The following is a 12666-nucleotide window of genomic DNA, read 5'->3' on the forward strand; positions in this document are numbered from 1 at the left end:
CCGTGGACACGGAAGTCTGAGTACATGCGCAAGATCCAGAAGGCCGTCATACCGGCAGCGGGGCTGGGTACCCGGTTCCTTCCGGCGACGAAGGCGACTCCCAAGGAGATGCTGCCGGTGGTCGACAAGCCGGCCATCCAGTACGTCGTGGAGGAGGCCGCCGCCGCGGGACTGAGCGACGTGCTCATGATCACCGGGCGCAACAAGCGCGCCCTGGAGGACCACTTCGACCGGAACTACGAGCTGGAGTCGGCGCTGACCCGCAAGGGCGACGACGAGCGGCTGGTCCGGGTCCAGGAGTCCAGCGAGCTGGCGACCATGCACTACGTCCGCCAGGGCGACCCGCGCGGCCTCGGCCACGCCGTCCTGTGCGCGGAGCCCCATGTGGGCGACGAGCCGTTCGCGGTGCTTCTGGGTGACGACCTGATCGACCCGCGCGACCCGCTGCTGGCGCGGATGACCGAGATCCAGGAGCGCGAGGGCGGCAGCGTTGTCGCGCTGATGGAGGTGGCGCCCGAGCAGGTCCACCTGTACGGCTGCGCCGCGGTCGAAGCCACCGCGCAGGACGACGTGGTGAGGGTCACCGGGCTGGTCGAGAAGCCGGATCCGGGCGAGGCGCCCAGCAACCTCGCCGTCATCGGGCGCTACGTCCTGGACCCCGCGGTCTTCGGCGTGCTGCGCGAGACGGAGCCGGGCCGGGGCGGCGAGATCCAGCTGACGGACGCCCTCCAGCAGCTGGCCGTCGACGAGAGACTCGGCGGCCCGGTCCACGGCGTCGTCTTCCGCGGCCGCCGCTACGACACCGGCGACCGGGGCGACTATCTGCGGGCCATCGTCAGACTCGCCTGCGAACGCGAGGACCTGGGCCCCGACTTCCGCAGCTGGCTGCGCGGTTACGTGGCGGCCGAGCTCTGAGAGGCTGTCGGGGCCGTCCCCGTACAGCACCCGGACCCACCAACCGGGACACACGCATCAAGGCCCACCAAGGAACAAGGAGAACCCTCATGATCGGCATGATTCTGGCGGCCGGCGCAGGCCGTCGTCTGCGCCCCTACACCGACACGCTGCCCAAGGCCCTGGTGCCGGTCGGCCCCGAGGGGAACGAGGAGAGCCTGACCGTCGTCGACCTGACCCTGGGCAACTTCGCCGAGGTCGGGCTGACCGAGGTCGCGATCATCGTGGGCTACCGCAAGGAGGCCCTGTACGAGCGCAAGGCCGCCCTGGAGGCCAAGTACGGCGTCACCCTCACGCTGATCGACAACGACAAGGCCGAGGAGTGGAACAACGCCTACTCCCTCTGGTGCGGCCGTGACGCCCTCAAGGACGGCGTGATCCTCGCCAACGGCGACACCGTGCACCCCGTCTCCGTGGAGAAGACGCTGCTGGCCGCGCGCGGCGACGGCAAGAAGATCATCCTCGCCCTCGACACGGTGAAGAAGCTCGCCGACGAGGAGATGAAGGTCGTCGTCGAGGAGGGCAAGGGGGTTCAGCGGATCACCAAGCTGATGGACCCGGCGGAGGCCACCGGCGAGTACATCGGTGTCACCCTCATCGAGGGCGAGGCGGCCGCGGAGCTGGCCGACGCGCTGAAGACCACCTTCGAGCGGGACCCGGACCTCTACTACGAGGACGGCTACCAGGAGCTCGTCAACCGCGGCTTCAAGGTCGACGTGGAGCCGATCGGCGACATCAAGTGGGTGGAGATCGACAACCACGAGGACCTGGCCAAGGGGAGGACCATCGCGTGCCAGTACTGACCCGGCTGATCCCCGCGCCGGTCGTCGTCGACATCCGGGCCGGCGCGCTGGCGGATCTGGCGGGTGTCCTGGCCGATCAGCGCATCTCCGGCTCCGGGAAGCTGGCGATGGCGATCAGCGGGGGTTCCGGCCGGGCGCTGCGGGAGCGGCTCTCGGACAGCCTGCCCGGTGCCTCCTGGTTCGAGGTCGGTGGCGGCACGCTGAACGACGCCGTCAAGCTGGCGGAGGAGATGAAGTCCGGGCGGTACGACGCCGTGGTCGGCCTCGGCGGCGGCAAGATCATCGACTGTGCCAAGTTCGCCGCGGCCCGCATCGGGCTGCCGCTGGTCGCCGTGGCGACGAACCTGTCGCACGACGGTCTGTGCTCCCCGGTGGCCACGCTGGACAACGACGCGGGCCGGGGCTCGTACGGGGTCCCGAACCCGATCGCCGTCGTCATCGACCTCGACATCATCCGTGAGGCCCCGGTCCGCTTCGTGCGGTCCGGGATCGGGGACGCGCTCTCGAACATCTCCGCGGTGGCGGACTGGGAGCTCGCCCACCGGGTCAACGGCGAGGACATCGACGGACTGGCCGCGGCGATGGCCCGGCAGGCCGGCGAGGCCGTGCTGCGCCACCCCGGGTCCCTGGACGAGGACCGGTTCCTCCAGGTGCTGGCGGAGGGGCTGGTGCTCACCGGGATCTCGATGTCGGTCGCGGGCGACAGCCGGCCCGCCTCCGGTGCCTGCCACGAGATCAACCACGCCTTCGACCTGCTGTTCCCCCGTCGGGCGGCCAGCCACGGGGAGCAGTGCGGACTGGGCGCGGCCTTCGCCATGTATCTGCGCGGCGCCCACCAGGAGTCCGCGCGGATGGCGGCGACGCTGCGGCGCCACGGTCTGCCGGTCACCGCGCGGGAGATCGGGTTCAGCGTGGACGAGTTCGTCTCCGTGGTCGAGTTCGCGCCCCGGACCAGGCCGGGCCGGTACACGATCCTGGAACACCTGAACCTGTCCCCGGACGGGATCAGGGAGGCCTACGCCGGCTACCTCGGGGCGGCCGGGGCCTGAAACGGGGCCCGGTTTGACCGGGGTGTCCCGGGCCCCGTAATCTTGACCCTCGGCGTTTGTTTCGCCACACCTCTGAGCACTGACCTCCCGCTCGTACGGGAGAGGCCGCTCGTCCAATCCGGATCGTCTCGGGTCTTCGGACCCGTGTGAGCGGCTGGCTTCAGGGGTTTCGTCTTCGAGTGAGAGTGAGATCCGCGTGTACGCCATCGTGCGCAGCGGTGGTCGCCAGCACAAGGTTGCTGTCGGCGACATCGTTGAGGTTGACAAGATTCCCACCGCCAAGGTTGGCGACACGGTAGAGCTCTCTACCCTGCTCGTTGTCGACGGCGACGCCGTGACCAGCGACCCGTGGGTGCTTGACGGCATCAAGGTCCAGGCCGAGATCGTGGACCACCACAAGGGCGCGAAGATCGACATCCTTCGCTACAAGAACAAGACCGGCTACCGCCGTCGCCAGGGTCACCGCCAGCAGTACACGGCGATCAAGGTCACCGGTATCCCCGCGGCTGCGAAGTAAGGGACTGAGGAGACATGGCACATAAGAAGGGCGCATCGTCCACTCGGAACGGGCGCGATTCCAATGCTCAGCGGCTCGGCGTGAAGCGCTTCGGCGGTCAGGCCGTCAACGCCGGTGAGATCCTGGTCCGCCAGCGCGGCACCCACTTCCACCCGGGCACGGGCGTCGGCCGTGGCGGCGACGACACGCTGTTCGCCCTCGCCGCCGGTGCGGTCGAGTTCGGCACGCACCGTGGCCGCAAGGTCGTGAACATCGTTCCGATCGCCGGCTGATTTTCGGCGCTCGTCGAGCGGTTTGACGTGGAGGCGGACCTCACTTCCTGTTCCGGGAAGTGGGTCCGCCTTTCGCGTGTTGCTCCTGAGGGGGCACGAGCGAGACTTTTCTGCACGTATGTAACTGGAGGTTCCAACCATGACCACCTTCGTGGACCGCGTCGAGCTGCATGCCGCCGCGGGTAACGGGGGCCACGGCTGCGCCTCCGTTCACCGTGAGAAGTTCAAGCCGCTCGGCGGCCCGGACGGCGGCAACGGCGGCCGCGGCGGCGATGTGACCCTGATCGTCGACCAGGCCGTCACCACCCTCCTCGACTACCACCACCACCCCCACCGCAAGGCCACCAACGGCCAGCCCGGTGCCGGTGACAACCGCACCGGCAAGGAGGGCCAGGACCTGATCCTGCCCGTGCCGGACGGCACCGTCGTGCTCGACAAGGACGGCAACGTCCTCGCGGACCTGGTCGGCCAGGGCACCATGTTCGTCGCCGGCCAGGGCGGCCGGGGCGGCCTCGGCAACGGCGCGCTGGCCTCCGCCCGGCGCAAGGCCCCCGGCTTCGCGCTGCTCGGTGAGCCCGGCGAGAGCCGGGACATCGTCCTGGAGCTCAAGACCGTCGCCGACGTGGCCCTGGTGGGCTACCCGAGCGCCGGCAAGTCCTCGCTGATCTCGGTGCTGTCCGCCGCCAAGCCGAAGATCGCGGACTACCCGTTCACGACCCTGGTCCCGAACCTCGGCGTCGTCACCGCGGGCTCCACCGTCTACACCATCGCGGACGTCCCCGGCCTGATCCCGGGAGCCAGCCAGGGCAAGGGCCTCGGCCTGGAGTTCCTGCGCCACGTCGAGCGCTGCTCGGTCCTCGTGCACGTACTGGACACGGCGACGCTGGAGTCCGACCGCGACCCGCTCTCCGACCTCGACATGATCGAGGAGGAGCTGAAGCTGTACGGCGGGCTGGAGGACCGGCCCCGCATCGTCGTCCTCAACAAGATCGACATCCCGGACGGCCAGGACCTCGCGGAGATGATCCGCCCGGACCTGGAGGCCCGCGGCTACCGCGTCTTCGAGGTGTCCGCCGTCGCCCGCACCGGGCTCAAGGAGCTCTCCTTCGCGCTGGCCGGTGTCATCGCGGAGGCGCGCGCCGCGAAGCCGGTGGAGGAGGCGACCCGCATCGTCATCCGGCCCAAGGCCGTGGACGATGCCGGTTTCACCGTCAAGCTGGAGGACGACGGCATCTACCGGGTGCGCGGCGAGAAGCCGGAGCGCTGGGTTCGCCAGACCGACTTCAACAACGACGAGGCCGTCGGCTACCTCGCGGACCGGCTGAACCGGCTCGGTGTGGAGGACGCGCTGCGCAAGGCGGGCGCCCGCGCGGGCGACGGTGTGGCCATCGGCGCCGAGGACAACGCCGTCGTCTTCGACTGGGAGCCGACCGTGACGGCCGGCGCCGAGATGCTCGGCCGCCGCGGCGAGGACCACCGCCTGGAGGAGCCGCGTCCGGCCGCGCAGCGCCGCCGCGACCGCGAGGACGAGCGCGACGACATCAGCAAGGAGTACCAGGAGTTCGACCCGTTCGCGTAAGCGCGACGGGAGGCCTCCGCCGGTCCCGGTTCCCCTTCGGGGGAGCCGGGACCGCGTGCTTTCCGGGAGGCCGGGGCCGTCAGGACCGGGCGGCCTGCTCCAGGGCCTCGGCGGGGGAGGGCGCCGGGGTGCGCTCGTCGAGCGGGAGATACGGCAGCATCGTCTCCTCGCCCAGGAACACCCGGCGCACGACGCGTTCGGCCGCGCGGCCGTCGTCGTAGTCGCAGAAGCGCTCCCGGAACGCCTGGCGCAGCCCGGCCGACTTCTCGCTCCGCCACTCCTGGGAGCCCAGTACGGAGGCGAGCTGCGCCTGGCTGGTCGCCACCGGGCCCGGGGGCTCGGCCATCAGATCGAAGTAGGTGCCGCGCACGGCCCGGTAGGTGTCCCAGTCGTCGGCGTAGATCACGATCGGCCGGTCCAGGTTGGCGTAGTCGAACATCGCCGAGGAGTAGTCCGTGATCAGGGCGTCCGCCGCGAGGTAGAGCCGCTCGACGTTCCCGTGCGCCGAGACGTCGATGATCCGGCCGCTGGTCTGGAGGTCGGCGAGCCGGCCGGTCGGCCTGTAGAAGTAGTGGCCGCGCACCAGCAGGGTCACGTCGGGGCCCAGTTCCTCCGCCAGCCTCGCCAGGTCGAGCCGCGGGGCGCAGGACTTCTCGTACTCGCGGTGGGTCGGCGCGTAGAGGAAGGCCGTCGAGCCGTCCGCCAGGCCGAGTTCGCTCCGGGCATGTGAGACGTCCGCCGCGGTGGCGTTGAGGAGTACGTCGTTGCGCGGGTAGCCCGTCTCCAGGGAGGTGTACCGGCAGGGGTACACCCGCTCCCACACGGTGGTGGAGAAGCGGTTGGCGGACAGGCTGTAGTCCCAGCGGTCGCACCGGCGGAGCAGCTTCTCCATGTCCATGCTGGTGGACGCGGGGTACTGGGCCTGGTCGAGGCCCATCGTTTTCAGCGGGGTGCCGTGGTGGGTCTGCAGATGGATCTGGCCGTCGCGCTTGATGATGGTGTCGCCGAAGTTCACGTTGTTCGTGAGGTACTTCGCGCGGGCCATCACCGACCAGTACTCGCGGGACCCGACCACCACCGCCTCGACGCCCTTGGGTACCCGGTCGCGGTGCTCGGACCTGACCGCCCAGACCCGGCGCATGTCCGGGGCCAGCCGGCCGAGCTCCGCCTCGATGGCGGCGGGGTTGCAGGAGTAGCCGCGGCCCCAGTACGCGGAGAACACCGCGAGCTTGTCGTCCAGCGGCATTCGCAGCTGGGACTTGTAGAACAGGCCGAGCGCGGCGCGCTTGGCCCGGCCGACGCGGGCCCGGCCGCCCAGCTTGGCCCGGTTGCGTACGTTGTTGACCCGGGTGACGCCGACCAGTGCCGGGTAGGAGCCGAGGCCGAGCAGGGCGTACTTGTAGCCCTTGCCGCCCGGCGGCCGCCGGAAGTTCTCCGGGAGGCGGGCGCGGTAGTCCTTGGCCGCGCGGTGGAAGAACTCGGCGCGGGCGTTCTGCGGCAGCCGGCCGGGCTTTTCCAGGACGGTCAGGAAGTGGTCGGTCATCTTCCCGAAGAGCGCGGGGCGCCAGGAATTGAGCTCCGGCCGCGCGTCCAGATAGGCGAAGACGCGGTCGTACTGGTCGAAGACGTCGAAGTGCTTGCGGCTGACCGTGCGGAGGATGTTCCCGCCCTCGCGCCGCTGCCGGTACAGCACGCAGGAGCGGTCCAGGACGGCGATGGTCCCCGCCGAGATCAGCGAGGAGAACGTCCACGGCGCGTCCTCGTAGTAGCCGGGCGGGAAGCGGAATCCGTGCTCGGTGACGAATGCGCGGCGGTAGGCCTTGTTCCACACGATCTGCAGCAGATCCAGCAGCTGCGGCCGGTCCGCCAGCGCGAAGACGGCGGGACCGCTCTCGTCCAGCAGCTCCGCGCGCTTGTTGCGCAGCAGCCGCCCGTCCCAGTAGGTGCGGGTGTAGTCGAAGACCAGGACGTCGGGGTCGTCCGTCGCGTCGAGGCGCGCCGCGATGGCCGCCAGTGAACCCGGGGCCAGGGTGTCGTCGCTGTCGAGGAACAGCAGATAGTCACCGGTCGCCTCGTCCATCCCCGCGTTGCGGGCGTGTCCCAGACCCACGTTCTCGGTGAGGTGGAGCACCCGGACGCGGGCGTCGCGTTCGGCGTATGTGTCGAGGATCGCGCCGGATCCGTCCGGCGAGCAGTCGTCGACGCCGATGATCTCGAAGTCGGTGAAGTCCTGCTGGAGCACGGAGTCGAGACACTCCCCGATGTACCCCTGCACGTTGTACGCAGGCACGATGAGTGTCAGTCGAGGCATCGTCCACCAGTCCAGAGAGCTGTCCGAGGGCGTGTGCGAGGCGCGCGGTGCGCACCGCCGAACGGTGCGGCGGAGTCCAGCACCCGGACAGCGTAATTGATTGCCGTCGGCCGTCTCTGAGCGGCAGGGTCGGGTCCGCCGGTCCTGCTTTCCGGGCACGTAGGGTGAACGGGACGGGTATGGCCTCGGACAGGAGACGCGCGACATGACCTGGATGGTTACGGGCGGAGCGGGATATATCGGCGCACACGTCGTGCGTGCGATGCTCGCGGGCGGCCAGCGGGTCGTCGTGTTCGACGATCTGTCGACGGGGAGCGCCGAGAAGGTGCCCGGCGGGGTGCCCCTGGTGACCGGCAGCGTCCTGGACCGGCCGGCCCTGGACGCTGCGATCCGCGACCACGGGGTCACCGGGGTGGTGCACATCGCGGGCAAGAAGCAGGTGGGCGAGTCCGTAGAGCGGCCCCTGTACTACTACCGCGAGAACGTGACGGGCCTGGAGGTGCTGCTGGAGAGCATGGTCGAAGCGGGCGTCGACCGGCTGGTGTTCTCCTCCTCCGCCGCCGTCTACGGCATGCCCGACGTCACCCTCGTCACCGAGGAGACCCCGTGCGCGCCGATGAGCCCGTACGGCGAGACCAAGCTCGTCGGGGAGTGGCTGATCCACGCGGCCGCCCGCGCCCACGGGCTGCGCTGCGCCTCGCTCCGCTACTTCAACGTGGCCGGTGCGGCGTCGCCGGAGCTGGCCGACGCGGGGGTGTTCAACCTGATCCCGATGGTCTTCGAGCGCCTGGAGGCCGGTGAGGGCCCGCGGATCTTCGGCGACGACTACGCGACGCCGGACGGCACGTGCGTACGCGACTACATCCACGTCGAGGACATCGCCTCCGCCCACCTCGCGGCCGCGCTCCGGCTCGAAGAGGCGGAGCGCGGTACGGATCTCACGCTCAACATCGGACGCGGTGAGGGCAGTTCCGTACGGGAGATGGTCGACCGGATCCTCAAGGTGACGGACAACGGGGACATCGCCCCCGAGGTGACCGCCCGCCGGCCCGGCGACCCGGCCCGGGTGGTCGCGGCCGCAGACCGGATCCGGGCGGAGCTGGGCTGGTCGGCCCGGTACGGCGTGGACGAGATGATCGACTCCGCCTGGCAGGGCTGGCGGCTGCGCCACCCGTAGGCCGGGTCCACGGTGGCGGGCCTGTCCGCCTCTCCGGTGCGGGCAGCGGCCCGGGAGCCGGGCGGACGTGGAAAAGCGACCCCCGGTTACGGGTTTCCACTGCTTTTCGTCCGGATGTGTCGGTAATGGGCCGCGAGGGCTGTTTTGCCATAGATGAGACGGCGAATCTAAGTAAGGTCGCCCGACAGGTCGCAGCCGCGACAGGACCGCCATCTCATCGTGGGGGCAGAATCAGTGAAGGCTCTCGTACTTTCCGGTGGGGCAGGCACCCGGCTCCGTCCCATCACCCACACCTCGGCCAAACAGCTGGTCCCGGTGGCGAACAAACCTGTGCTGTTCTACGGCCTGGAGGCCATCGCGGAAGCGGGCATCACCGAGGTCGGCATCATCGTGGGGGACACCGAGGAGGAGATCCGCGCGGCGGTCGGGGACGGCTCCCGGTTCGGTATCGACGTCACCTACATCCCGCAGTCGGAACCGCTCGGCCTCGCCCACGCCGTCCTGATCGCGCAGCGTTTCCTCGGTGACGAGGACTTCGTCATGTACCTCGGGGACAACTTCATCATCGGCGGGATCACCGGCCTGGTCGAGGGTTTCCGGGCGGACCGGCCCGACGCCCAGATCCTGCTGACCCAGGTGCCCGACCCGACCTCGTTCGGCGTCGCTGAGCTGGACGGGGACGGCAGGGTGGTGGCCCTGGAGGAGAAGCCCAGGGAGCCCAAGAGCGATCTGGCGCTCGTCGGCGTCTACCTCTTCACCCGGGCCATCCACGAGGCGGTCCGCTCCATCCGCCCGTCCTGGCGCGGCGAACTGGAGATCACCCACGCCATCCAGTGGCTGATCGACCAGGAGCGCGACGTCCGCTCCACCATGATCCGCGGGTACTGGAAGGACACCGGCAACGTCACCGACATGCTGGAGGTCAACCGGACCGTACTGGAGAGCGTCGAACCGTCCACGGAGGGCGCCCACGTGGACGATGAGAGCGAGATCATCGGCCGGGTGCGGATCGAGCCGGGCGCCCGGGTCACCCGCAGCCGGATCGTCGGGCCCGCCATCATCGGCGCCCGCTCGGTGATCAGCGACGCCTACGTCGGACCGTTCACCTCGGTCGCCCAGGAGTGCCGGATCGAGGACAGCGAGATCGAGTACTCCATTGTCCTGCGGGGCGCCTCGATCGACGGCGTCCGCCGCGTGGAGGCCTCCCTCATCGGCCACGAGGTCGAGGTGACCCCCGCCCCCCGGAGCCCCTCCGCCCACCGTCTCGTCCTCGGCGACCACAGCAAGGTGCAGATCTCCTCATGACGACCCACATCCTGGTGACCGGCGGCGCCGGCTTCATCGGCTCGCACTACGTCCGCACACTTCTGGGCCCGGACGGGCCCGGTGACGTGGCCGTCACGGTGCTCGACAAGCTCACCTACGCGGGCAACCCGGCCAACCTCGACGACGTCCGCGACCATCCCGGCTTCTCGTTCGTGCGGGGCGACATCTGCGACGCGGAGCTGGTCGGCGGCCTGATGGCCGGGCACGACCAGGTGGTGCACTTCGCCGCCGAATCGCATGTGGACCGCTCCATCGACGGCGGCGCCGCCTTCGTCCGTACCAACGTCGTGGGAACCCACACCGTCGTCCACGCCGCGCATCTGGCGGGCGTCTCGACCTTCGTGCACATCTCCACCGACGAGGTCTACGGATCGATCGACGAGGGTTCCTGGACGGAGAGCCAGCCCCTCGCCCCCAACTCCCCGTACTCCGCCTCCAAGGCGTCGAGCGACCTGATCGCGCTCTCGTACCACCGCACTCACGGGCTCGATGTGCGGGTGACCCGCTGCTCCAACAACTACGGGCACCACCACTTCCCCGAGAAGGTCATTCCGCTCTTCGTCACCAACCTCCTGGAGGGCCGCCCGGTACCGCTGTACGGCGACGGCGCCCACGTCCGCGACTGGCTGCACATCGACGACCACGTCCAGGGCATCGAACTCGTCCGCACCCGCGGCCGGGCGGGCGAGGTCTACAACATCGGCGGCGGCACCGAGCTGTCCAACAAGGAGCTCACCGGACTGCTGCTGGAGGCCTGCGGCGCCGACTGGGACACGGACGTCACCTACGTCGAGGACCGCAAGGGCCATGACCGGCGCTACTCGGTGGACTGCGCCAAGATCCGCGAGGAGCTGGGATACGAACCGGTCAAGGACTTCCGCAGAGGCCTCGCGGAGACCGTGCGCTGGTACCGCGAGAACAGCGCCTGGTGGGAGCCGCTCAAGGAGAGGGCGGCGCTGTGAGCCCGGTCTGGCTGGTCACCGGAGCGGCCGGAATGCTGGCGCAGGACCTGCTGGCGGCCCTCGCCGACGAGGACGTCACCGCCGTCGCGACGGACCGCGAGGCCCTGGACATCGCGGACCCCGACCGCGTCCGCGAGGCGTTCGCCGCCCACCGCCCCTCGGTCGTGGTGAACTGCGCCGCCTGGACCGCCGTCGACGACGCCGAGAGCCAGGAGGACGCCGCGCTGCGGGTCAACGGCACCGGACCGGCGGTCCTCGCGCGGGCCTGCCGCGAGCACGGCGCCGTCCTGCTCCACGTCTCCACCGACTACGTGTTCGCCGGGGACGGTGCCCGGCCGTACGGGGAGGACGCCCCCACCGGCCCGCGCAGCGCCTACGGACGCACCAAACTCGCGGGCGAACGCGCCGTCCTGGAGACCCTCCCCGAGACCGGTTACGTGGTCCGCACCGCCTGGCTCTACGGGGCCGGCGGCGGCAACTTCGTCCGGACGATGATCAGGCTGGAGGGTGCCAGGGAGACCCTCGACGTGGTGGACGACCAGCGTGGCCAGCCCACCTGGACCGTCGACCTGGCGGCCCGGCTGGTCCGGCTCGGCCGGGCCGCGCTGGCGGGCACCGCCCCGGCGGGCGTCTACCACGGCACCAGCGGCGGCGAGACGACCTGGTTCGGCTTCACCCAGGAGATCTTCCGGCTGCTCGGCGCCGACCCGGCCCGAGTCCGCCCCGCCACCAGCGAGGCCTTCGTCCGCCCCGCCCCCCGCCCCGCGTTCAGCGTCCTCGCGCAGAGCCGCTTCGAGGCGGCCGGCATCGAGCCGATCCGGGACTGGCGCACCGCCCTGGGCGAGGCGTTCCCGGCGCTGCTCGCCGCGGAACGCCCGTGAGGCCGGTCAGCTGAGCAGCGGCCGGGCCCTGACCGGCCCCGCCGCCGGTCAGCCCCCGGCCCTGCTGAGTACCGGTCCGCCGCCCGCCCGCAGCCCGGCGGGCGGCGGACCGGCCGTCCGCAGCCGCGCGTAGTACGCCTCGCACTCCGCGTACGAGGGAAGCAGGCCCTGCTCCTCGGCCTCCGCCAGCGAGGGGGCCGCCGCGTCCTTCCCGGACAGCAACGGGGCGACGTCCAGCGGCCAGTCGATGGCCAGTTCCGGATCGAGCGGATCGATGCCGTGCTCACGCGCCGGCGCGTAACCCTCCGAGCAGAGGTACAGGACGCACGCGTCGTCCGTCAGCGCCATGAAGGCGTGGCCGAGCCCCTCCGCGAGGTAGACCGCCCGGTGACCGCTGTCGTCGAGCCGCACCCCCTCCCACCGCTTGTACGTGGGCGAGCCGGCCCGGATGTCCACGATCACGTCGAGCACCGCGCCGCGCACGCACTTCACGTACTTCGCCTGGCCCGGCGGCACATCGGCGAAGTGGATCCCGCGCAGCGTGCCCCGGGCGGAACTGGAGAAGTTGGCCTGCGCGAGCCCCAGCGTGTGCCCCTGTGCCGCATCGAGATCCGAGGCCCTGAACCACTCGTGGAAGCTGCCTCGGCCGTCCGTGAGGACCTCGGGCTCGTGCACCCAGGCCCCTGGAATGGAGAGCTGGCGCATGCGATCACGTCCTTGTCCTGAAGTTGCGGGAGCTGCTGAAGTTGCGGGAGCTGCGGGGGGTTTTCCGAATCCGTCGGCATCGCGGTACCGCCGACGACCACTCCAACGAGAAAAAGGGCATTCCGGACAC

At 70.4% G+C, this 12666-nt stretch carries 12 protein-coding genes; 10 read left to right on the plus strand and 2 right to left on the minus strand.

The window, feature by feature from the left end:
- The first annotated feature begins 24 nt into the window (after positions 1 to 24).
- From galU to obgE, 6 genes are all read left to right on the plus strand, one after another.
- On the plus strand, positions 25 to 915 hold the full coding sequence (gene galU / locus RLT59_RS26565) for a UTP--glucose-1-phosphate uridylyltransferase GalU (RefSeq protein ID WP_311305721.1): 891 nt from the start codon (positions 25 to 27) through the stop codon (positions 913 to 915).
- 89 nt (positions 916 to 1004) lie between these two features.
- Positions 1005 to 1757: a phosphocholine cytidylyltransferase family protein gene (locus tag RLT59_RS26570; RefSeq protein ID WP_073739044.1), complete on the plus strand. Its 753-nt coding sequence runs from the start codon at positions 1005 to 1007 to the stop codon at positions 1755 to 1757.
- Positions 1745 to 2806, plus strand: a complete 1062-nt coding sequence (locus tag RLT59_RS26575) for an iron-containing alcohol dehydrogenase family protein (RefSeq protein WP_311305722.1) — start codon at positions 1745 to 1747, stop codon at positions 2804 to 2806. Before RLT59_RS26570 ends, RLT59_RS26575 begins: the two co-directional genes overlap by 13 nt.
- A 196-nt stretch (positions 2807 to 3002) precedes the next feature.
- Positions 3003 to 3323 (plus strand): 50S ribosomal protein L21, encoded by a 321-nt coding sequence (gene rplU, locus RLT59_RS26580; protein WP_018551604.1) that lies wholly within the window; start codon positions 3003 to 3005, stop codon positions 3321 to 3323.
- 14 nt (positions 3324 to 3337) lie between these two features.
- Positions 3338 to 3595: a 50S ribosomal protein L27 gene (rpmA, locus tag RLT59_RS26585; protein WP_018103204.1), complete on the plus strand. Its 258-nt coding sequence runs from the start codon at positions 3338 to 3340 to the stop codon at positions 3593 to 3595.
- Between the two features lie 139 nt (positions 3596 to 3734).
- Entirely contained in the window at positions 3735 to 5174 is a 1440-nt protein-coding gene (gene obgE / locus RLT59_RS26590) for a GTPase ObgE (RefSeq protein WP_311305723.1), read from the plus strand.
- A 79-nt stretch (positions 5175 to 5253) separates the two neighbouring features.
- Here the strand turns inward: obgE and RLT59_RS26595 are convergent, their stop codons facing one another.
- A complete protein-coding gene (locus RLT59_RS26595; RefSeq protein WP_311305724.1) occupies positions 5254 to 7485 on the minus strand; it encodes a bifunctional glycosyltransferase/CDP-glycerol:glycerophosphate glycerophosphotransferase in 2232 nt (743 codons plus the stop codon).
- A 205-nt stretch (positions 7486 to 7690) separates the two neighbouring features.
- On the opposite strand from RLT59_RS26595, the gene galE reads away from it, so the two are divergent.
- The 4 genes from galE to rfbD all read left to right on the plus strand — a co-directional run bounded on the left by galE (position 7691) and on the right by rfbD (position 11831).
- On the plus strand, positions 7691 to 8662 hold the full coding sequence (galE, locus tag RLT59_RS26600) for a UDP-glucose 4-epimerase GalE (RefSeq protein ID WP_311305725.1): 972 nt from the start codon (positions 7691 to 7693) through the stop codon (positions 8660 to 8662).
- A gap of 234 nt (positions 8663 to 8896) precedes the next feature.
- Positions 8897 to 9967: a glucose-1-phosphate thymidylyltransferase gene (locus RLT59_RS26605; protein ID WP_311307867.1), complete on the plus strand. Its 1071-nt coding sequence runs from the start codon at positions 8897 to 8899 to the stop codon at positions 9965 to 9967.
- On the plus strand, positions 9964 to 10950 hold the full coding sequence (gene rfbB / locus RLT59_RS26610) for a dTDP-glucose 4,6-dehydratase (RefSeq protein ID WP_311305726.1): 987 nt from the start codon (positions 9964 to 9966) through the stop codon (positions 10948 to 10950). The genes RLT59_RS26605 and rfbB overlap by 4 nt, the downstream gene beginning before the upstream one ends.
- 32 nt (positions 10951 to 10982) lie before the next feature.
- Positions 10983 to 11831 carry a dTDP-4-dehydrorhamnose reductase gene (gene rfbD / locus RLT59_RS26615; RefSeq protein ID WP_399126981.1) on the plus strand — a complete coding sequence of 283 codons (849 nt, stop codon included), beginning with the start codon at positions 10983 to 10985 and terminating at the stop codon, positions 11829 to 11831.
- Between the two features lie 48 nt (positions 11832 to 11879).
- On the opposite strand, the gene rfbC is transcribed toward rfbD, so the two are convergent.
- Positions 11880 to 12536 (minus strand): dTDP-4-dehydrorhamnose 3,5-epimerase, encoded by a 657-nt coding sequence (gene rfbC / locus RLT59_RS26620; RefSeq protein WP_311305728.1) that lies wholly within the window; start codon positions 12534 to 12536, stop codon positions 11880 to 11882.
- Between the last annotated feature and the right edge of the window lie 130 nt (positions 12537 to 12666).

Source organism: Streptomyces sp. ITFR-6 (assembly GCF_031844725.1).
Classification (GTDB): Bacteria; Actinomycetota; Actinomycetes; order Streptomycetales; family Streptomycetaceae; genus Streptomyces.

Bases quoted from the DNA above. Each gene is read 5' to 3' on its own strand.
- galU (WP_311305721.1), top strand. From the start codon at position 25: ATGCGCAAGATCCAGAAGGCCGTCATACCGGCAGCGGGGCTGGGTACC.
- RLT59_RS26570 (WP_073739044.1), top strand. From the start codon at position 1,005: ATGATCGGCATGATTCTGGCGGCCGGCGCAGGCCGTCGTCTGCGCCCC.
- rpmA (WP_018103204.1), top strand. From the start codon at position 3,338: ATGGCACATAAGAAGGGCGCATCGTCCACTCGGAACGGGCGCGATTCC.
- obgE (WP_311305723.1), top strand. From the start codon at position 3,735: ATGACCACCTTCGTGGACCGCGTCGAGCTGCATGCCGCCGCGGGTAAC.
- RLT59_RS26595 (WP_311305724.1), bottom strand. From the start codon at position 7,485: ATGCCTCGACTGACACTCATCGTGCCTGCGTACAACGTGCAGGGGTAC.
- galE (WP_311305725.1), top strand. From the start codon at position 7,691: ATGACCTGGATGGTTACGGGCGGAGCGGGATATATCGGCGCACACGTC.
- rfbB (WP_311305726.1), top strand. From the start codon at position 9,964: ATGACGACCCACATCCTGGTGACCGGCGGCGCCGGCTTCATCGGCTCG.
- rfbD (WP_399126981.1), top strand. From the start codon at position 10,983: ATGCTGGCGCAGGACCTGCTGGCGGCCCTCGCCGACGAGGACGTCACC.
- rfbC (WP_311305728.1), bottom strand. From the start codon at position 12,536: ATGCGCCAGCTCTCCATTCCAGGGGCCTGGGTGCACGAGCCCGAGGTC.